Raw genomic sequence first — 18,604 nt, 5'->3', positions numbered from 1 at the left:
GCAATGGGCTACTGGGCCTGGCTGACCGACGACATGTGGAAGTCCGGAATTCGCAGCGACGGCATCGCCACCCGGGTGGCCCAGTCCGCCCATTCCCGCGGCAACGTCTTCTCGCTGACGCCGGCCTCGGTGGCCCGCCGCAGCAGGTCCAGCGGGCTCTCGTTGAACCGGAAGTTGTTGACCGCCGCGGTCACCTCGCCGTCCTCGATGAGGTAGACCCCGTCGCGGGTCAGCCCGGTCAGCAGCAGCGTGGTGGGGTCGACCTCGCGGATGTACCACAGCGTGCTCAGCAACAGCCCGCGCTCGGTGCCCGCGATCATGTCGGCGAGCTCGGCTTCCCCGCCGGTCATCAGCATGTTGTCGGCGGCCACCGCGACCTCGGCGTCGAACTTCGCCGCCGTCGCCCGCGGGTAGGCCAGCGCGTTGATCACGCCGTCGCGGATCCAGTCCACCTGGCCGATCTCCATGCCGTTGTCGAACACGGACATCGTCTCCGACGAGCTGCTCACCGCGACGAACGGCGTGCACGCCAAACCCGGTGCCATCGGATCGGAGAACATCGTGAGCGGCAACTCGGTGAGCCGCTCCCCCACCCGGGTTCCGCCGCCGGGCGCCGAAAAGGCGGTGCGGCCCTCCTGCGCACCGCGCCCGGCCATCGACCAGGCCAGGTACAGCATCATGTCGGCAACCGTGGACGGCGGCATGATCGTCTCGTAGCGCCCCGCGGGCAGCTCGACGGTGCGCTCGGCCCAGCCGAGCCGCATCGACAGCTCCTCGAGCAGCGAATCGGTTGGCACGTCGACGAAATCGGCGGTGCCGATGCCGGCCCAGGCGCTGGCGTCGCCGCGTTTGGCGTTGATCTCCACCGCGCCGGTCGGCTGGCTGTAGCGGCGGCGCAGACCGGTCGACGACGCCAGAAACGTCGTCGAAAGGTTGTGATGGGCAAAGCCGTACAGCCGGTCGGCGCCGCGGAATCCGCGGCTCAACGCGTCGGCGAGGTCGGCGAACACCAGCGGCCCGGTGCCCGGCACCGGTGCATCCCAGTCGGCGGGCACGCCGGTATCGCCCAGCAGCGGCGCGGCGTCGCCGGCTTCCGGCGCCGAGCGCGCGGCGTCCTGCGACGCCGCCACCAAACCGGGGATCACCCGCGGGTCCACCTCCGCGGACACCATGGTGCCGATCCGCGCGGTATCGCCGTGGCGCACAATGGAAATCACCGTGATGCTGCGGCTGACCGAGACCCCGTTGGTGGTCATCGAGTTGCCGGCCCACCGCAACGTCGCCTCGACCTTGTCGGTGACCAGCACCATGGTCTCGTCGGCGCCGCCCAGTTTGGCCGCCTCCTCCAACACCAGGTTGACGACGTGCTGCGGGGTGATCATCGGCGCCCCTCGGCAACCGTGTTGAGCACGTTGACGCCGCGGAACAACGCCGACGGGCAACCGTGGCTGACCGGGGCCACCTGGCCGGGCTGGGCCTTGCCGCAATTGAGCGCCCCGCCCAGCCGCCAGGTCGACGGGCCGCCCACGGCCTCCATCGAATTCCAGAAGTCGGTGGTGGTGGCCTGATAGGCCACATCGCGCAGCTGGCCTTCCAGGCGGCCGTCGCGGATCCGGAAGAACCGCTGCCCGGTGAACTGGAAGTTGTAGCGCTGCATGTCGATCGACCAGGACTTGTCGCCGACGATGTAAATGCCGTTCTCGACGCGGCCGATCAGGTCGGCGGTGGTGATGTCCTCGGGCGCGGGCTGCAGCGACACGTTGGCCATCCGCTGGATCGGCACGTGGTGGGGTGAGTCGGCGTACGAGCATCCGTTGGAGCGCGGCTGCCCCAGCCGCGGGGCGAACACCCGGTCGAGCTGATAGCCCACGAACATCCCGTCGCGCACCAGGTCCCAGCTTTGCGCGGCCACCCCCTCGTCGTCGTAACCGACGCTGGCCAAACCGAATTCGACGGTGCGGTCGGCGGTCACGTTCATCACCGGTGAACCGTAGCGCATGGTGCCGAGCTTGTCGGGGGTGGCGAACGACGTCCCGGCGTAGGCGGCCTCATACCCGATGGCGCGGTCGTACTCGGTTGCGTGGCCGATGGATTCGTGAATGGTCAGCCACAGGTTGGTCGGGTCGATCACCAGATCCGTTGGCCCCGCGGTCACGCTGGGCGCCTTCACCTTCTCGGCCAGCAGCACCGGCAGCTGGGCGAGCTCGTCGGTCCAGTTCCACACGTCGTCGTCGATCAGCACCTCCCAGCCGCGCCCCATCGGAGGCGCCAGCGTGCGCATCGAGTCGAAGCTTCCCGCCGAGGCGTCGACGGTGACCGCCTCCAGCGACGGCTGCACCCGCACCCGCTGCTGGGTGATCGACGAGCCGAAGGTGTCGGCGTAGAACGTTTGCTCCTTGACCGCGGTCAGGCCCGCCGACACGTGGTCGACGCCGTCGGCGCCCAGCAGCCGCCCGGAGTACTCCTCGAGCACGGCGATCTTGTCGGCCGCGGGCACGCCGAACGGGTCGATGCGGTAGCTCGAGACCCAGGTGGCGTCGGCGTACACCGGCTCGGGCGCCAGCTCGACGCGCTCGCTGTTGAGGACGGCCAGCGTGGTGGCCACGTGGACCGCGCGGCGGGCGGTTTCGGCCGCGATCGCCGGCGCCAGCTCGGCGTGCGAGGCGAACCCCCAGGTGCCGTCGACGATCACCCGCACCGCCATGCCGAGCTCGCGGCTGACGACCGAGGTCTCCAGCTCGCCGTCGCGCAGCTGGATGGTCTCGGTGCTGATGCGGTGAAGTCGCAGGTCGGCGTAGCTCGCCCCGGCCGACTTGGCCGCCGACAGCGCCGCGTCGGCGAGCTCGTGGCGGGGCAGGTCCAGGAAGTCGGCGTCGATCTCCCGGTTCGATGTCACGGCTACACCGTATCGACCGCCTGGTACGGCCCGCTTTAATACCTCCATGGCGAGCGCCGAGCGCAGGACACACCCGCGGTCCACCGCGCTGGGCTACGCCCTGCTGGCGCCGAGCCTGTTCGGTGTGGTCGCCTTCCTGCTGCTGCCGATCCTGGTCGTGGTTTGGCTCAGCCTGTACCGGTGGGACCTGCTGGGACCGCTGCACTATGTGGGGCTGGCCAACTGGCGGTCGGTCCTGACCGACCCGGGCTTCGGCAACTCGCTGCTCGTCACGGCGGCGTTCGTGGCGATCGTGGTCCCGGCGCAGACGCTGCTGGGGTTGCTCGCCGCGTCCATGCTGGCGCGCCGACTGCCCGGCACCGGCCTGTTTCGCACCGTGTACGTGCTGCCGTGGATCTGCGCGCCGCTGGCGATCGCCGTGCTCTGGCGCTGGATCCTGGCACCCACCGACGGGGCGGTCAGCACCGTGCTGGGGCATTCCATCGGGTGGCTGTCGGACCCCAGCTTTGCGCTGCCACTGGTGTCGGCCGTCGTGGTGTGGACCAACGTCGGCTACGTCTCGTTGTCGTTTCTGGCGGGCCTGCTGGCCATCCCCGGCGACATCCACGCCGCCGCCCGCACCGACGGCGCCACCGGGTGGCAGCGGTTCTGGCGCATCACGCTGCCGATGCTGCGGCCGACGATGTTCTTCGTGCTGGTGACCGGGATCGTCAGCGCGGCACAGGTTTTCGACACGGTCTACGCGCTTACCGGCGGTGGCCCGGCCGGCAGCACCGACCTGGTGGCCCACCGCATCTACGCCGAGGCGTTCGGTTCGGCGGCGATCGGGCGCGCGTCGGTGATGGCGGTGGTGCTGTTCGTCATCCTGCTCGGCGTCACCTTCGTCCAGCACGTCTACTTCCGGCGGCGGATCAGCTATGACCTCGTCTAGGGCCCTGGGCAATGCCGTCATCTACGCCGGGCTGCTGGTCGGGGCGCTGATCACGTTGGCGCCCTTCGTCCTTGGGCTGCTGACCTCGTTCACGTCGGCGCACCAGTTCGCCACCGGCACGCCGCTGCAATTGCCGCGGCCACCGACCCTGGCCAACTACGCCGACCTGGGCGGCGCCGGATTCGGCCGGGCGGCGGCGGTGACCGCATTGATGACGGCGGTGATCCTGGTGGGGCAGCTCACCTTTTCGGTGCTGGCCGCATACGCGTTCGCGCGCCTGCGGTTTCCCGGGCGCGACGCGCTGTTCTGGGTCTACATCGCGACGTTGATGGTGCCGGGGACCGTCACGGTGGTGCCGATGTATCTGATGATGGCCCAGCTGGGCCTGCGGAACACGTTCTGGGCGTTGGTGCTGCCGTTCGTGTTCGGCTCCCCCTACGCGATCTTCCTGCTGCGCGAGCACTTTCGCCTGATCCCCAACGACCTGATCAACGCCGCGCGCCTCGACGGCGCCAACACCCTGGACGTGATCGTGCACGTGGTGATCCCGGCCAGCCGCCCGGTGCTGGCCGCCCTGACGCTGATCACCGTTGTCTCGCAATGGAACAACTTCATGTGGCCGTTGGTGATCACCAGCGGCCACAAGTGGCGGGTGCTGACCGTGGCGACGGCCGATCTGCAGTCGCGGTTCAACTCGCAGTGGACGCTCGTGATGGCGGCGACCACGCTGGCGATCGTTCCGCTGATCGCGCTCTTCGTGGGCTTCCAGCGCCACATCATCGCGTCGATCGTGGTGTCGGGGCTCAAGTGAGCCGGCCTCGGTCCTCGACGCTGGTCGCGCTGTCGCTGGTGCTCGTCGCGGCGCTGCTGGCCGCCGTGGCGGTGCTGCTGGACTACTCCGGCGAACCCCGCGGCGGCAAGATCGTGGTGCGGGTGCGGCTGTGGTCCGACCAGATCGCCGCGGCGTACCGGCAGTCGTTCGAGGCGTTCAGCCGCACGCACCCCAACATCGAGGTGCGCCTGAACCTGGTGGCGTATTCGACCTACTTCGACACGCTGCGCACCGACGTCGCCGGTGACAGCGCCGACGACATCTTCTGGGTGTCCAACGCCTACCTGGCCGCCTACGCCGACAGCGGCCGGCTGCTCGACATCGGCAAGGCGCTGGGGCGCGAGGCCGCCTCCGATTGGGATCACGCGGTGGTCGACCAGTTCACCCGCGGCGGTGTGTTGTGGGGCGTTCCTCAGCTGACCGACGCGGGGATCGCGCTCTATTACAACGCCGACCTGCTCGGGGCCGCCGGCGTCGACCCGGCCCAGCTCGCCGGGCTGCGGTGGAGCCCCGACGGCGCCGACACGCTGCGCCCCCTGCTGGCCCGCCTGACCGTGGACGCCGACGGAAAGACCGCGGCCACACCCGGTTTCGACGCCCGACGGGTCCGCCAGTGGGGCTACAACGCGGCCAACGATCCGCAGGGGATCTACCTGAACTACATCGGCTCGGCGGGCGGGGTGTTCCAGCGCGGCGACGAGTTCGCGTTCGACAACCCCGCCGCGATGCGGGCGTTCCGCTATCTGGTCGGCCTGATCAACGACGACCACGTTGCGCCGCCGGCGGCCGACACCAACGACAACGGCGACTTCTCCCGCAACCAGTTCTTGGCCGGCAGGATGGCGCTGTTCCAGTCGGGCACCTACAACCTGGCGCCGGTGGCCCGCGATGCGCGCTTCCGCTGGGGGGTGGCGATGATGCCCGCGGGCCCGGTCGGGCGCGTGAGCGTCACCAATGGCATTGCCGCGGCTGGCAATTCGGCCACCAAGCATCCGGACGCGGTGCGTCAGGTGCTGGCCTGGATGGGCAGCCGGCAGGGCAACGAATACCTGGGCCGCCAGGGCGCGGCCATCCCCGCGGTGCTGTCGGCGCAGCGGGTCTACTTCGACCACTGGGCCGCCGAGGGCGTCGACGTCACGCCGTTTTTCGCGATGCTGAACGGTCCGGGGATTCCGGCGCCGGGCGGCGCCGGGTTCGCCGCCGGAAACACAGCGCTGCAAAGCTATTTCGACGAAATGTTTTTGGGCCGCGGCGACGTCGCGGCGCTGCTGAAGCAGGCCCAGGCGGCGGCCAACGCCGCCGCTCAGCGCTGATCAGCCGAAACTACCGGGTTTCTTCGCGCTCCTGCGCGGTGTTCAGGGCGCTGTGGTGGCGGCCCCACACGAGGTAGAAAATCAGCGCCAGCACGATCCATCCGCTGAACGCGATCCAGGTGTACCAGCGCAGGCTGAACAGGATGTAGCCGCACGCCAGCATCGAAAGCGCCGGCGTGACAGGGTAACCCGGGACCTTGAACGCCCGCGGCAGGTCGGGCTGGCGCACTCGCAGAATGATCACGCCGACCGACACGACGATGAACGCGGTGAGCGTGCCGATGGACACCATGTCCGCGAGCTTGTCGAGCGGTATCACGGCGGCCAACGCGCCGACGGCGACCGCGACGATCACGGTGTTGTTCACCGGGGTCGCCGTGTTCGCGCTGACCGCGGCGAACCACGACGGCATCAGGCCGTCGCGCCCCATGGCGAACAGGATGCGGGTCTGGCCGTACATGGTGATCAGCGTGACGGTGAAGATCGAGATCACCGCGCCCGCACACAAGATCGTGCCGGCCCAGCTGCCGCGCATGACGTGGTCGAGGATGGTGGCCAACCCCGCCTCCTGCTGCCCGGCGAACTCTTGCCACGGTTGGGTGCCCAGCGCCGACAGCGCGACGAGCACGTAGACGCCGGTGACGATCACCAGCGCCGCGATCAGCGCGCGCGGCATCGTCTTTTGGGGGTCCTTCACCTCGTCGCCGGCCGTCGACACCGCGTCCAGGCCGATGAACGAGAAGAACACGGTGCCCGCCGCCGAGCCGATGCCCGCCACGCCGAACGGGGCGAAGTCCTTCAAGTGGCCGGTGTCGAAGGCGGTGAACGCGATGATCACGAACATGGTCAGCACGCACAGCTTGAGCAGCACCATGGCCGCGTTGACCCGCGCCGATTCGCCGGCGCCGCGGATAAGCAGCGCCGCGCACATCGCGATCAGGACGACGGCCGGCAGGTTCACATAGCCCGGCTGCGAGTCCCACGGCGCCGCCGATAAGGAGTGCGGCAGCTGGAACCCGAACACGTTGCCCAGCAGCTTGTTGACGTAGCCGCTCCACCCCACCGCGACCGCGGCGGTGGCCACGCCGTACTCGAGCAGCAGGCACGCGGCTACGCAGATGGCGACCGCCTCGCCCAGCGTGGTGTACGCGTAGGAGTACGACGACCCCGAAATCGGCACGGCCGAGGCCAATTCGGCGTAGCAGATGGCCGCGAGCCCGGCGGCGATGCCGGCGATGACGAAGGAAACGATCACCCCCGGGCCGGCTTCCGGCACCGCCTGCGACAGCACGAAGAAGATGCCGGTGCCGATCGTCGAGCCGACCCCGAACATGGTCAGCTCAAACGTGCCGATGCTGCGTTTCAGGTGTCCGGCGGCCCCGTGCGCGACGGGTGCGCCGACGACCGGGCGGCGCCGCAGCATCTGGTCGATCAGGCCGATCGAGGTGGTTGGCAAGCGCGCCCCCTTTTGCTGGATCAGCTGATTATGCGGCCTCCCGCAAGACCCGCGCGAACTGGTCGGTAGCCCAGTCGATCTCCGGCGCGGTGATCACCAGCGGCGGCGCGAAGCGCAGCGTCGACCCGTGGGTGTCTTTGACCAGCACGCCGCGGGTGGCCAGCCGCCGGCTGATCTCCTTGCCGGTCCCCAGCGCCGGGTCGATGTCGACGCCGGCCCACAGGCCGAGGCCGCGCAGCGCCACCACGCCGGCACCGACGAGCTCTGCCAGGCGACGATGCAGCTGAGCGCCGAGTTCGGCCGCGCGGGCCTGGAACTCGCCGCGGGCCAACATGGCGACCACCGTGGTGCCGATCGCCGCGGCCAGCGGGTTGCCGCCGAAGGTCGACCCGTGTTCGCCGGGGTGCAGCACACCCAAGACCTCGCTGTCGGCCACCACCGCCGACAGCGGGACCACGCCGCCGCCCAGCGCCTTGCCCAGCAGGTAGACGTCGGGCACGACGCCCCAGTGGTCGCAGGCGAACGTGTAGCCGGTGCGGGCCAGGCCCGACTGGATCTCGTCGACGATCAACAGCGCGTTGCGCTGGGTGCACAGCGCGCGGGCGGCCGGCAGGTAGTCGTCGGGCGGGACGACGATGCCGGCCTCGCCCTGGATCGGCTCCAGCAGGACGGCCACGGTGTCGTCGTCGATCGCGCGGTCCAGCGCCGCGGCGTCGCCGAACGGCACGGAACGGAATCCCGGGGTGAACGGGCCGAAGCCGTCGCGGGCGGCCGGGTCCGAGGAGAAGCTGACGATGCTGATGGTGCGGCCATGAAAGTTGTTGTCGGCCACGACGATGTTGGCCCGCCCAGGCGGAACGCCCTTGACGTCGGCGCCCCACTTGCGGGCGACCTTCAGGCCGCTCTCCACGGCTTCGGCGCCCGAGTTCATCGGCAGCACCATGTCTTTGCCGCACAGCCGCGCCAGGGCGGCGCAGAACGGGCCGAGCTTGTCCGCATGAAAGGCCCGGCTGACCAGCGTGAGGGTGTCGAGCTGCGCGTGGGCCGCGGCGGTGATCTCGGGGTTGCGATGACCGAAGTTGACCGCGGAGTACGCGGCCAGGCAATCCAGGTAACGCCGACCGTCGACATCGGTGATCCAGGCGCCCTCGGCGCTGGCAGCCACGACCGGTAGCGGCGAATAGTTGTGCGCGACATGCCTTTCCGCCAAAGCGATGGCCTCGTCGGTGACCGTTTCCCGGGCGTCGAGGAGCGTCATGGGAACACCTCCAATGTGCAGCACTTGACGGAACCGCCGCCCTTGAGCAGCTCGGACAGGTCGACACCGACGGGCCGGAAGCCGGCGTCGAGCAACTGCGCCGCGAATCCCGTTGCGGCAGCGGGCATCACCACGTGCAGGCCGTCGGAGACGGCGTTGAGCCCGAACACGTAGGCGTCGGCGCTTCCGACCACAATGGCGTCGGGAAACAGCGCGTGCAGCCGATCCTGGGCTGCCGCGCTGAAGGCGGGCGGATAGAACGCGATCGTGCGGTCGTCGAGAACCGCGAGCGCGGTGTCGAGGTGATAAAAGCGCGGGTCCACCAGCTCCAGCGAGACGACGGGCATGCCCAACGCCGCGGCGATTTCGGGGTGCGCGCGCCGGTCGGTGCGAAAGCCGTAGCCCGCCAACACCACATCGCCAGCCATCAGCAGGTCGCCCTGGCCCTCGTTGACGTGGCGGGTGGACACCGGCCGATAACCCACCGAGGACATCCACTCGGCGTAGGCGCGTGATTCGCCCGCGCGTTCGGCGAACCGGAACCTTGCGACGATGGCGACGTCGCCCGCGATGAACCCGCCGTTGGCGGCGTAGACCATGTCGGGCAGCCCCGGCACCGGCTCGATCACGTCGACGCGGTGGCCCAGCCGCAGGTAGGTCCGATGCAGGTGCTGCCACTGCGCCCGCGCGAGGCGGACGTCGACCGGCGTGCCGACGTCCATCCAGGGGTTGATGGCGTAGTCGACGGCGAAGAAGTCCGGCGGCGTCATCGCGTAGCGAGCGGCCCGGGGCGTTCGCTGGGGCTTCGCGGGCGCGGGTATCGCGACGTAGGAATCCGTCATAAATCAACGGTATTTGCGCTGCACTGGACAAGCAAACGATGATTCTTGCGTGTCTGCGACGGATCCGTTGCGTTAGGATGCATAAGGCGACGATTTGTTGCGCGAAGGAGTGGCGATGGACCGCCTGGACGAGACCGACGAGCGCATCCTGACCGAGCTGACCCAGAACGCGCGGGCCACCTTCGCCGAAATCGGCGAGACGGTGAATCTTTCGGCGCCTGCGGTCAAGCGTCGCGTCGACCGGCTGATCGACAACGGGGTGATCAAGGGCTTCACGACTGTGGTCGACCGTAACGCGCTCGGCTGGAACACCGAGGCATACGTGCAGGTGTTCTGTCACGGGACGATTGCGCCGGACCGGCTGCGGGCGGCCTGGGTGGATATGCCGGAGGTGGTCAGCGCGGCCACCGTCACCGGCACATCGGACGCCATCCTGCACGTGCTGGCCCGCGACATGCGACACCTGGAGGCGGCCCTCGAGCGCATCCGGTCGAGCGCGGACATCGAACGCAGCGAAAGCATCGTCGTCCTGTCGAACCTCATCGACCGGATGCGGACCTAGCGGCCGGCGAACCAGCGCCGCAGCCGCGACGGCGGTGACTGCGGCGGGCGGCGAGAGGCATAGGGCCACGGGCGGTTTCGCTCGGGGACGCAACTGGCCCGGGCCTCCTTGAGCTGCGTGTGCAGGTGCTGGCGCAGCTCGTGCAGGCCGGGATCCGCCCAGCGGTTGTCGGCTTCGATCGGGTCGGCGGTCAGGTCGTAGAGCTCCCACTGGTCGTCGAGCGGGGACGTCCGATAGGCCTCGCCGCCGAGGCCGTTGGCCGCCAGGTGGCGCACGCCGGGTTCGGTCCAGGTGGCCGGGTCGTCGAAGGTGCGGACCAGCTTCCACAGGTGCCCGGCTCCCCCGGCGGCCGTCGCGTCGTCGACGCGGACGACCAGCCCCTCGAAGTTCGACCCGACATGGGCGGGGACCCGGATACGCAGCGGCGCAGGGGGATTGACCGTCCGCTTCAGGCGGCGCGCCAGGCCCGACGCACCGGTGTCGCCCTCGAGCATGTTGTCGCGGGTCATCAGGTAGACGGCCCGCGCCTCGTCGGCCGGTGCCCCGTCGACGATTGGCATCAGGTCGCGCCCGGGCAGCTCGTGCACCTCGGAGAACGACTCGGCCAGCGTCGCGGCGGCCGCCGCGACATCGACCCCTGCCGCGGAAAGCAGCGTGGGCACCAAATCGACGTGCGACGTGGGCGCGGTGACCACCCGGGGCCGCGTGGCCGCCGGGCCGATGCGGGCGATGACGAAGGGAACTCGGGTGGCCTCGTCGTAGAGGTTGAACCATTTCTGGTGCAGCCCGCCGTGGGCGCCCAGCAGGTCGCCGTGGTCGGCCGTGCGCACCAGCACCGCGTGGGCCGAGCCGCCGTCGGTGACGGCGCGCCGGACCCGGTCGATCGGCCCGTCGACCTCGGCGTGCAGGCGGTAGTAGAGGTCGCGGTAGCGCTGGGCGTTGCGCTCGTAGGTGCGGCTGATCGCGGGCGCCGGGCCGTAGCCGGAGTAGTAGGCCTCGCGAAACGCGATCTGCGCGGCCGGTTTTGCGGCCAGGTCCTCGTCCGCGGTGGGCGCCGGCGGCACCGGCGGCGGGTCCAGGGGTGACGGCGGTACCGGGCTGCGGCGTGACCACGCCGGGAACAGCACGATGTCGTGGGGGTTGACGAAGCTGGCAACCAGCAGGAACGGGCGCAGCGCGGCCGGGTCGCCCGCGCGCCGGCCCGCGTAGCGGTCGCCGAGCCAGGCGACGACGCGGTCGGCGATCAGCCGGTCGCGGCGGACGCCCGCGTTGGCCAGCAGCGCACCGTGCGGCTCCGGGCCCACCCACCCCGAAAAGCCGTATGGCTCAAGGGGATCGGCCTCCAAATAGCGGCGCACCGCGGCGTGATCGACGACGCCGTCGTCGTCATTGGTAGCCAACGGGCCGCCGGTCGCCGGGTCGACGAGGTCGGCGTGGGAGATGTGCCACTTGCCGTCGTAGTGCGTGTCGTAGCCCGCCGCGCGAAACCAGTTGCCCAGCGTGGGTACCTCGCCGCGGCGCAGCCAGCGCATGCGCGAATCGTCGGCGGTCTTGCCGATGCCGTCGGTCTGGGTGACCCCGTGCAGGTCGGGGTAGTGCCCGGTGAAGATTGTCGGGCGGCTGGGCACGCAGGCAAGCGAGCCGGTGTAATGGCGGGCGAAGCTGACGCCGTGATCGTCGAACCACTTGCGGCCCACCAACGTTCGGTCGCGCCACGCCAGCACGTCGGGCGCCTCGTACGGCGGCACCGCGCGTTCCTCGTCGGTCATGATGACGATGACATCGGGGCGGTCAGACACGGGCCTTCTCCAATCGGTGCGCGAGCCCGGCGAGCATGACGTCGGACTGACGCGCGAGGAAGCGACAGAGCACGTGTTCGGCCAGCCGCTGGGTGGGGCTGGGCCCGATCTCGACCGTGCTGGTCAGCGTGACGGCCGCGGCATCACCGGGCGCCGGTGCCAGGCTCCACCGATTGCTCACCCTGCGCAGGCGCCGGGGCAGCCCTTCGATGTGGTAGGCGAGGGCGCGCGGCGGGTCGAATTCGGTGATGCGCTCGACCAGGGCGTCGCGCTTGACCTGTACCCGGCGGGCGGTGCCGACCGGCCCGCCGCCCGGCCCGGAAGACAGGATGCACGAGTGGTCGACGTTGTCGGCCCAGGAACTGATCGAGCCGAAGTCGGCCAGGACGTCCCAGACGTCGCCGACGCGAGTCGCGACGGTGCGGGTGCGGTGAATGTCGGTCACCCGCTCAAGCTACGCCCGAAGCCGGCGGCGCTGTCCTGCTTCCGCGCCTACGGGGTGGTGTGCAATATCGGCCACAGCGTCTCGAGTGTCACCGCCGCGGCGCTGAGCGCCAGGGTGATTGCGATCGTCACCCAGTCGGCCAGTTTCGGGCGCGCCGGGTTGGCCGAGAGCTGACCCGTGCCGCCGCGGGCGGTGATCGCGTCGCCCATCTCGTCGGCGCGCCGCAGCGTGACGGTGATGGCGGCGGCCAGCATGTCGATGACCTCCAGGGCGTGCCGGCGCCGGTGGGCCTTGCGGGTGCGCGGGATCCGTTTGGGCCGCAGCCGGCGAGCCGCGTAGAGCACCTGGAACTCGTCGATCAGCATCGGGAAGGCCCGCAGCGCGAGCGCCAAGGCCACCGCCCACTCGTCGACCGGGATCCGCAACAGGCGCAGCGGCCGGCCCAATGTCGCGACGGCGGGCCCGATTTCGGCGACGTTGGTGGTCCACGACACCATCGCGCCGAGGGCGAGCAACACGACCGACAGGGCGGTGATCCGCAGGAAGTTCAGCCCGCCGCCAAGCCCGATCTCGAGCCCGGCCACCGAGACCTTCGGGCGACCGCCGGCCAGCGCGGCCGTGATGCCGCCCAGCGCGATCAGCACCCACAGCCACCGCGGGACCGACGGCAGCGCGCCACGCGGAACGCGTGCGATCCTGGCCGCCGTCAGCACCAGGGCCGCCACCAACCCGATCGCCCACCAGCCCGGGTAGAACGTCAGCAGCACCGAAACACCAAGGACCACAAGCAGTTTGGTGCCCGCCCATAGGTCGTGGATGGCCGAGGTGCCGGGTATCGGAACCAGCAGCACGACCGGGCGCGGGGTGCGCCGCGCCGAGCCGCGCGCGGGTGCCGAGGTGGTGCTCATGCCATGCCTCCCGCCGCCGCCGACACCGGTTCCAGCGTGCCGTTGCGCAGGTGCAGGGTCCGCGGGCACACGTCCTCGAGGCCGACGAAGTCGTGCGAGATGACCACGACGGTCAGGCCCCGCTCGCGGCGCAGGTCCTCCAGCAGCCGCAGCAGGCCGCGCTGGCTGGCGGCGTCCAACCCCGCGAGCGGCTCGTCGAGGATCAACGCGCGCGGCGAGCGGGCCAGCAGCCCCGCCAGCACCACCCGGCGCATCTGGCCACCGCTGAGCTGGTCGATCCGCCGCTTGGCCAGGGTGGAATCGAGCCCCACCACGCTCAGGGCGGCCGCGACGCGATCCGTCTCGCGCGGCGAAAAGCCCGCTGCCGACGCCACTTCCAGGTCGACGCGGCTGCGCATCAGCTGCAGCCGTGCCGCCTGGAACGACAACGCCACCGCGCCGACCTGCTCGTGGGTGGGCCGGCCGTTGAGCAGGCAGCTGCCGCTCGTGGGAACCGTCAGCCCGGCCATGATCCATGCCAGCGTCGACTTACCCGAGCCGTTGCCGCCGTGGATCAACACGCCCTCGCCTTGCCCGACGGTGAAGGTCACGTCGTGTAGCGCGGTCTTGGCCCACGGGGTGCCGCTGCCGTATTCGTGGCCGACCCCCAGAAGTTCCATGAGCGGCGCGTGCGAGCCGTCGTCGACCGCGGTGGTTCCCGTGGTCCGGGCCGGCGCCGCCGCGGTCTCGACCATGCTCGTGTTGTCCGGTGAATCGCTGAGATCGACGGTGCGGTCGGCGCAGTCGGCCTCGTTGTTGTAGTGCGTAATGTGCACCAGCGCGGTCCGGTGCCGCTTGGTGAGACCGGACAGCACGCCCAGCAACGCGTCGCGGCCCTGCTGGTCGACCATGGTGGTGACCTCGTCGGCGATGAGCAGCGACGGCTCGCGGGCCAGCGCCGCCGCAAGCGCGAGGCGCTGCAGCTCACCCCCGGACAGGCTTCCGGTGTCGCGCTCGGCCAGGCCCCCCAGGCCGACCTCGTCGAGCAGCCGGTTCACGTCGATGTGGGTGCCCGGCGGCAAGCCCCACACCACGTCGTCACCGACGCGGGTGCCAAGCACCTGGCTTTCGGGGTGCTGAAGCACCACGGCCGTGCCGCCGAGCTTGCCCAACCCGACCGCGCCGGGACGTTCGACCGCGCCGGACGTCGGTTCCCGGCCGGCCAGGATCAGCATCAGCGTGGTCTTGCCCGAACCGTTGGGTCCGGTCACCGCGACGTGCTCGCCGACCCGCACGTCCAGGGTGACTTCGCGCAGGGCGTCCCGGCGGGCGCCCGGATACCGGAACCGCACCTTGTCCAGCCGCACGGGGACCGGTCCGATCTCGCCTTCCTCGCCCTCGCGTCCGTCCCAGGCGTCGAGCTTGTGCACGTCGGGGATGCCGCGCATCCGGTCCAGCAGCCGGGACAGGGCCCACCAGCCGATCAGCGACACCAAAGTGACGCCGACGACGTAGTAGGCCAGCACCAGCCACGGCCAGTACTGGACTCCGATGGCGAAATACCGCTTCAAGGCGTCCCCGGCGCCCTGCAGGCGCACCCGAATCAGGAACGCGGCGAACCCGTCGGCGTCCGCGGTCAGCACGTCGAAGATCAGGTGCCGCAGCCGGGTCATCACCATCAGCGCGCCGACGTTTGCGGCGCCGAACACCAGCCCCGCGACCAGAGACGAGACGATCACCGTCGGCGTGCCGCGGCGCTTGCGCTTGATGAAGCCGGTCAGCCCGCCGATGTAGACGCAATGCACGACGGTCATCAGGCCGCCCAGCCCGGCGATCAAAAACGCGATCACCGCGGACGCAACGGTGGCGGCCGCCAGCACCCGCGGCCGGTACCGGTAGGCCAGCAGCCCGGTGGGCACGGTGCCCAGCAAGGCCAGCCCCGCGGCGAACGGGACGACGACGGAGATGATCGCGATGACCGCGCACAGCGCACCCATGACCGAGGCCTGCGCCAGCTCGACCGGTCGCAGCGGTCCGCCCCGGCGGCGCGCACGGGATTGTCTGGGGGCGGTCACTTTACCGATTCTGCCAGGCCGCGGCATCTACGCCCCGCAGCGCGCCAGGCGCCTCGGGTTTTGCCGGCGGGGCGTGTGGCGAACGCCTCGCTTAGCAAAGCTATGCAACCATGGAGGCATGAACGCATCCGCCGCCAACAACAACGATGTCGTTGACGCCGCAAACACCGACCCGCAGCCAGGGCTGGGGGCAGACCTGCTCGCCGTCGTCGCGCGACTCAACCGGCTGGCAACCCAGCGCATCCAGATGCCCCTGCCGGCCGCGCAGGCACGGCTGCTGGCCACCATCGAAGCCCACGGCGAGGCCCGCATCGGCGACCTGGCCCATGTCGATCATTGCTCGCAACCGACGATGACGACCCAGGTGCGCCGCCTCGAGGAAGCCGGCCTGGTCACCCGCACCGTCGATCCCGGCGACGCCCGGGCGGTGCGCATCCGCATCACCGACGACGGGCGACGGACCCTCGACGCGGTCCGCGCCGACCGCGCCGCCGTGATCGAGCCGCAGCTGGCGCTGCTGGAACCGGCGGATCGCCAGGTGCTCAAGGAGGCGGTCGGGGTGCTGCGCCAGCTGCTAGAGAATGCCGCCGCGTCGGGGCGACGCAATACCCTGTAATTCGTGTCGCCGTGGCGGCTGGCCGCTTGGTGACTTGGTGAAGAGACCGGTGCCCGAACGGGTAGACACTGGAATCGATGTCCGATGGCCGGGACAACTTCTGATCGGTGACGAAAGGTAGCGGTGATGCGGCCCGACGCTTCCGCCACTCCGGCCTCCCCGTTGACCGTGTGGTTCGGCCCGACGCGGTACGTCTTCGGGCCCGGCCGCGACGTGCTGGTGGGGTACGGCCACGGCGTCGACATTCCCCTGGGGCGCCCGGGACACGCGGCCCGGCAGCCGCCGGCGGCCGGCCCGGATGTGGTGCTGCGGTTCGCCGGTGGCCGCTGGATCGCCATCAACAGCAGCCCACACGGCATGTTCGTCAACGGCAACCGCGTGCCGGCGGTCGACATCCACTCCGGGCAGGCGATCACCATCGGCGACCCGCAGCGTGGTCCTCGGTTGGTCTTCCAGGTCGGCCCGCCGGTGGGACCGCCGCCGCGACCGGTCGGGCCGCCGCCGCAAGGGCCGCCGCCGCAAGGGCCGCCGCCGCAAGGCCCGCCCGGGCCGCGCCCGCCGCGATTCCGCCCCGCGCCGCAACCCGCCCCGCGGACCGCGGTCCCGCCGCCGCCCGCGGTCCCGCCGCCACCGCCGCCTGCGCCGCCCGTGGCGGCGCAGCCGCCGCGCCGCGACGACCCCAACTTGCAGGCCCCCTCGCAGCGGGCCACCCAGCGGATACGGATCGCGCCCCCGCAACCGCCCGCGGCCGAGCCGCCGAGCCCGCCCGAGCCGTCGGAACCGGCAGCGCCGGCCGTCGTCGTCCCGCCGCCACCCGAGGCGCCGCCCGCGCCGCCCCCGCCGCCGGCCGCGCAAGACGACGCGCCGCAAGGCGGCGACCTGATCCAGCAGATGGCCACGCGCAAGTTGCCCGCGGCGCGGCCGTCCTTTCGCACCAACGAACCCAGCACCACCTATCGGCTGCCGCTACGACCCGACGCCCGCACCCTCGGGGTGGCCGCGTACCGGCTCGGCCTGGCCGTCGACGGGCACGAAATGCTCACCGACATCTCCTTTACGGCGCGTCCCGGGACCTTGACCGCGGTCGTCGGGCCGTCGCCGGCACGCAATTCCGCGGTGCTTCAGCTGCTCGCCGGCACCCGGGAAGCCAGCTCGGGGCACGCCACCGTGGACGGCCACGACGTGCGCGCCGAGCCGGAGTCGATGCGCAGCCGCATCGGGATCGTGCAGCGCGACGAGCGCGTGCACGCGCGGCTGACCGTCGAACGCGAACTGCGGTACGCCGCCGAGCTGCGCCTGCCGCCGGACACCCCCGCCGAGCACCGCCAGCCGGTGGTCGACCAAATCATCGAAGAGCTGGATCTGGCGCCCTACCGCGCGACCCGGATCGCCAAGCTGCCACCGGCCGAGCGCCGTTGCGCGTCGCTGGCGGTCGAGCTGCTCACCAGGCCGACGCTGCTGGTGGTCGACGAGCCGACCGCGGGGCTGGACGCCGCGCAACAGGAGCACGTGATGGCGATGCTGCGGCGCCAGGCCGACGTCGGCTGCGTCGTGGTGGTGGCCATGTCGTCACGGGAATCCCTGACACACCTCAACATGTGCGACCAGGTGCTGGTCGTGACGGCGACCGGCGCCATGGCGTTCCGGGGCACTCCCCTGCAGGTCGAGTCGGCGATGGGCACCCGCGACTGGACCAGCGTCGTCGAGCAGGTGCGCGCGGACCCCGACGGTGCCCACCGCGCGTTCCTGGCGCGCGACCACGCGGTGCCGCCGCCCGAGGTCGCCGCGCCGTGGCCGCCGCCGCCCGCGCTGCCGGTCAAGCGGCAGATCCGGCTGGTCGCCCGGCGCCAGCTTCGGCTACTGCTCGGCGAGCGCCTCTACCTGCTGTTCTTGGTGGTCCTGCCCTTCGTGCTGGCGGCGCTGACGCTGCTCATCCCCGGCGACTCCGGCCTGGAGCGGCCCGATCCGAGCAGCTCGAATGCCCACGAAGCGATCGAGATCCTGGCCGCGCTCAACCTCGCCGCGGTGATCGTGGGGATCGCGTTGACCGTCCGCGCCCTGGTCGAGGAGCGCCGCGGCTTCCGGCGCGAGCAGGCCATCGGGCTGTCGGCGCCGGCGTACCTGGCCGCCAAAGTCGTCGTCTTCGGCCTGGCCGCGGCCGCGCTGACCGCCGTCGTGTTCGGCATCGTCGTGGCCGTCAAGGGCGGGCCGGTGCACGGCGCCGTCCTGTTGCACAACGGGACGGCCGAGCTTTACGTGAGCGTGGCCGCCACGGCGGTGGTCTCGGCGGTCGTCGGGCTGGCCCTGTCCGCGGTGGGCAACCGGATGCGGGAGGTCCTGCCGCTGGTGGTGCCGGTGATCCTGGTCTCGCTGCTGTTCAACGGCAGCCTGGTGCAGCTGGTCAGCAAGTGGGGCTTCCAGCAGGTCTCGTGGTTCGTGCCCGCCCAGTGGGGATTCGCCGCGTCGGCGTCGACCGTCGACCTGCGCCGGGTCGACGCGCTGGCCGCCAACGCCGAGATGTGGACCCACTATTCGGGCTGGTGGGTGTTCGATATGACGATGCTGCTGGTCTTCGGCGCGGTGGCGGCGGGGTTCACCCTGTATCGGCTGCGGGCGCCCAAGCGCGAACCGCGCCCGGTGCCGCATGGCGATCTGGCATCGGAATCGGCGAGCGTGCACTGAGCGCGACAAC

The 18,604-nt window shown here is 70.9% G+C and carries 15 protein-coding genes; 6 read left to right on the top strand and 9 right to left on the bottom strand.

From position 1 onward, the window contains the following. Positions 1-8: 8 nt before the first annotated feature. Positions 9-1,382, bottom strand: a complete 1,374-nt coding sequence (locus AWC19_RS21560) for a TldD/PmbA family protein (RefSeq protein WP_085080064.1) — start codon at positions 1,380-1,382, stop codon at positions 9-11. After that, the gene (locus AWC19_RS21555) at positions 1,379-2,896 is read right to left on the bottom strand and encodes a TldD/PmbA family protein (RefSeq protein ID WP_085080063.1); all 1,518 of its coding nucleotides are present in this window, start codon (positions 2,894-2,896) and stop codon (positions 1,379-1,381) included. The genes AWC19_RS21560 and AWC19_RS21555 overlap by 4 nt, the downstream gene beginning before the upstream one ends. 46 nt (positions 2,897-2,942) lie before the next feature. Between AWC19_RS21555 and AWC19_RS21550 the strand changes: the two genes are divergently transcribed. Genes AWC19_RS21550 through AWC19_RS21540 form a run of 3 tightly spaced genes read left to right on the top strand, consistent with a single transcriptional unit; the run spans position 2,943 to position 5,972 of the window. Further along, positions 2,943-3,827, top strand: coding sequence for a carbohydrate ABC transporter permease (locus AWC19_RS21550; RefSeq protein ID WP_085080061.1), 885 nt, complete (start codon positions 2,943-2,945; stop codon positions 3,825-3,827). Next, positions 3,814-4,638, top strand: coding sequence for a carbohydrate ABC transporter permease (locus AWC19_RS21545; RefSeq protein ID WP_085080060.1), 825 nt, complete (start codon positions 3,814-3,816; stop codon positions 4,636-4,638). The genes AWC19_RS21550 and AWC19_RS21545 overlap by 14 nt, the downstream gene beginning before the upstream one ends. Continuing rightward, positions 4,635-5,972 carry an ABC transporter substrate-binding protein gene (locus AWC19_RS21540; RefSeq protein WP_085080058.1) on the top strand — a complete coding sequence of 446 codons (1,338 nt, stop codon included), beginning with the start codon at positions 4,635-4,637 and terminating at the stop codon, positions 5,970-5,972. Before AWC19_RS21545 ends, AWC19_RS21540 begins: the two co-directional genes overlap by 4 nt. A 10-nt stretch (positions 5,973-5,982) precedes the next feature. Here the strand turns inward: AWC19_RS21540 and AWC19_RS21535 are convergent, their stop codons facing one another. Genes AWC19_RS21535 through ddaH form a run of 3 tightly spaced genes read right to left on the bottom strand, consistent with a single transcriptional unit; the run spans position 5,983 to position 9,528 of the window. Further along, positions 5,983-7,428 carry an amino acid permease gene (locus tag AWC19_RS21535; RefSeq protein WP_142281334.1) on the bottom strand — a complete coding sequence of 482 codons (1,446 nt, stop codon included), beginning with the start codon at positions 7,426-7,428 and terminating at the stop codon, positions 5,983-5,985. Between the two features lie 28 nt (positions 7,429-7,456). Next, the gene (gene rocD / locus AWC19_RS21530; RefSeq protein ID WP_085080057.1) at positions 7,457-8,686 is read right to left on the bottom strand and encodes an ornithine--oxo-acid transaminase; all 1,230 of its coding nucleotides are present in this window, start codon (positions 8,684-8,686) and stop codon (positions 7,457-7,459) included. After that, the gene (gene ddaH, locus AWC19_RS21525; protein ID WP_085080055.1) at positions 8,683-9,528 is read right to left on the bottom strand and encodes a dimethylargininase; all 846 of its coding nucleotides are present in this window, start codon (positions 9,526-9,528) and stop codon (positions 8,683-8,685) included. The genes rocD and ddaH overlap by 4 nt, the downstream gene beginning before the upstream one ends. A 115-nt stretch (positions 9,529-9,643) precedes the next feature. Between ddaH and AWC19_RS21520 the strand changes: the two genes are divergently transcribed. Further along, positions 9,644-10,090 (top strand): Rv2324 family transcriptional regulator, encoded by a 447-nt coding sequence (locus tag AWC19_RS21520; RefSeq protein ID WP_085080054.1) that lies wholly within the window; start codon positions 9,644-9,646, stop codon positions 10,088-10,090. Here AWC19_RS21520 and AWC19_RS21515 read toward each other — a convergent pair. Genes AWC19_RS21515 through AWC19_RS21500 form a run of 4 tightly spaced genes read right to left on the bottom strand, consistent with a single transcriptional unit; the run spans position 10,087 to position 15,323 of the window. Then, a complete protein-coding gene (locus tag AWC19_RS21515; RefSeq protein ID WP_085080052.1) occupies positions 10,087-11,889 on the bottom strand; it encodes a sulfatase-like hydrolase/transferase in 1,803 nt (600 codons plus the stop codon). The two genes, AWC19_RS21520 and AWC19_RS21515, sit on opposite strands and share 4 nt — an antisense overlap. Continuing rightward, positions 11,882-12,334, bottom strand: coding sequence for an SRPBCC family protein (locus AWC19_RS21510; protein ID WP_085080050.1), 453 nt, complete (start codon positions 12,332-12,334; stop codon positions 11,882-11,884). Before AWC19_RS21510 ends, AWC19_RS21515 begins: the two co-directional genes overlap by 8 nt. A 47-nt stretch (positions 12,335-12,381) precedes the next feature. After that, on the bottom strand, positions 12,382-13,242 hold the full coding sequence (locus tag AWC19_RS21505) for a CbiQ family ECF transporter T component (protein WP_085080049.1): 861 nt from the start codon (positions 13,240-13,242) through the stop codon (positions 12,382-12,384). Then, complete coding sequence (locus tag AWC19_RS21500) at positions 13,239-15,323, bottom strand: ATP-binding cassette domain-containing protein (protein ID WP_085080047.1); 2,085 nt, start codon at positions 15,321-15,323, stop codon at positions 13,239-13,241. The genes AWC19_RS21505 and AWC19_RS21500 overlap by 4 nt, the downstream gene beginning before the upstream one ends. A gap of 91 nt (positions 15,324-15,414) precedes the next feature. Between AWC19_RS21500 and AWC19_RS21495 the strand changes: the two genes are divergently transcribed. Both AWC19_RS21495 and AWC19_RS21490 read left to right on the top strand, forming a co-directional pair. Continuing rightward, entirely contained in the window at positions 15,415-15,912 is a 498-nt protein-coding gene (locus AWC19_RS21495) for a MarR family winged helix-turn-helix transcriptional regulator (protein WP_085080046.1), read from the top strand. A gap of 126 nt (positions 15,913-16,038) precedes the next feature. Next, positions 16,039-18,594: an ATP-binding cassette domain-containing protein gene (locus AWC19_RS21490; protein WP_085080044.1), complete on the top strand. Its 2,556-nt coding sequence runs from the start codon at positions 16,039-16,041 to the stop codon at positions 18,592-18,594. Positions 18,595-18,604: the final 10 nt, after the last annotated feature.

The sequence above is a fragment of the Mycobacterium palustre genome, from assembly GCF_002101785.1.
GTDB lineage: Bacteria > Actinomycetota > Actinomycetes > Mycobacteriales > Mycobacteriaceae > Mycobacterium > Mycobacterium palustre.
The sequence above is the reverse complement of the archived record's forward strand: the minus strand, read 5'-3'. Positions and strand labels throughout refer to the sequence as shown.

What these genes read in the sequence shown, in the direction of transcription:
- AWC19_RS21560 (WP_085080064.1), bottom strand. Translation starts at nt 1,382, where the DNA reads ATGATCACCCCGCAGCACGTCGTCAACCTGGTGTTGGAGGAGGCGGCC.
- ddaH (WP_085080055.1), bottom strand. Translation starts at nt 9,528, where the DNA reads ATGACGGATTCCTACGTCGCGATACCCGCGCCCGCGAAGCCCCAGCGA.
- AWC19_RS21495 (WP_085080046.1), top strand. Translation starts at nt 15,415, where the DNA reads ATGAACGCATCCGCCGCCAACAACAACGATGTCGTTGACGCCGCAAAC.
- AWC19_RS21500 (WP_085080047.1), bottom strand. Translation starts at nt 15,323, where the DNA reads ATGCCGCGGCCTGGCAGAATCGGTAAAGTGACCGCCCCCAGACAATCC.
- AWC19_RS21545 (WP_085080060.1), top strand. Translation starts at nt 3,814, where the DNA reads ATGACCTCGTCTAGGGCCCTGGGCAATGCCGTCATCTACGCCGGGCTG.
- AWC19_RS21490 (WP_085080044.1), top strand. Translation starts at nt 16,039, where the DNA reads ATGCGGCCCGACGCTTCCGCCACTCCGGCCTCCCCGTTGACCGTGTGG.
- AWC19_RS21505 (WP_085080049.1), bottom strand. Translation starts at nt 13,242, where the DNA reads ATGAGCACCACCTCGGCACCCGCGCGCGGCTCGGCGCGGCGCACCCCG.
- rocD (WP_085080057.1), bottom strand. Translation starts at nt 8,686, where the DNA reads ATGACGCTCCTCGACGCCCGGGAAACGGTCACCGACGAGGCCATCGCT.
- AWC19_RS21550 (WP_085080061.1), top strand. Translation starts at nt 2,943, where the DNA reads ATGGCGAGCGCCGAGCGCAGGACACACCCGCGGTCCACCGCGCTGGGC.
- AWC19_RS21520 (WP_085080054.1), top strand. Translation starts at nt 9,644, where the DNA reads ATGGACCGCCTGGACGAGACCGACGAGCGCATCCTGACCGAGCTGACC.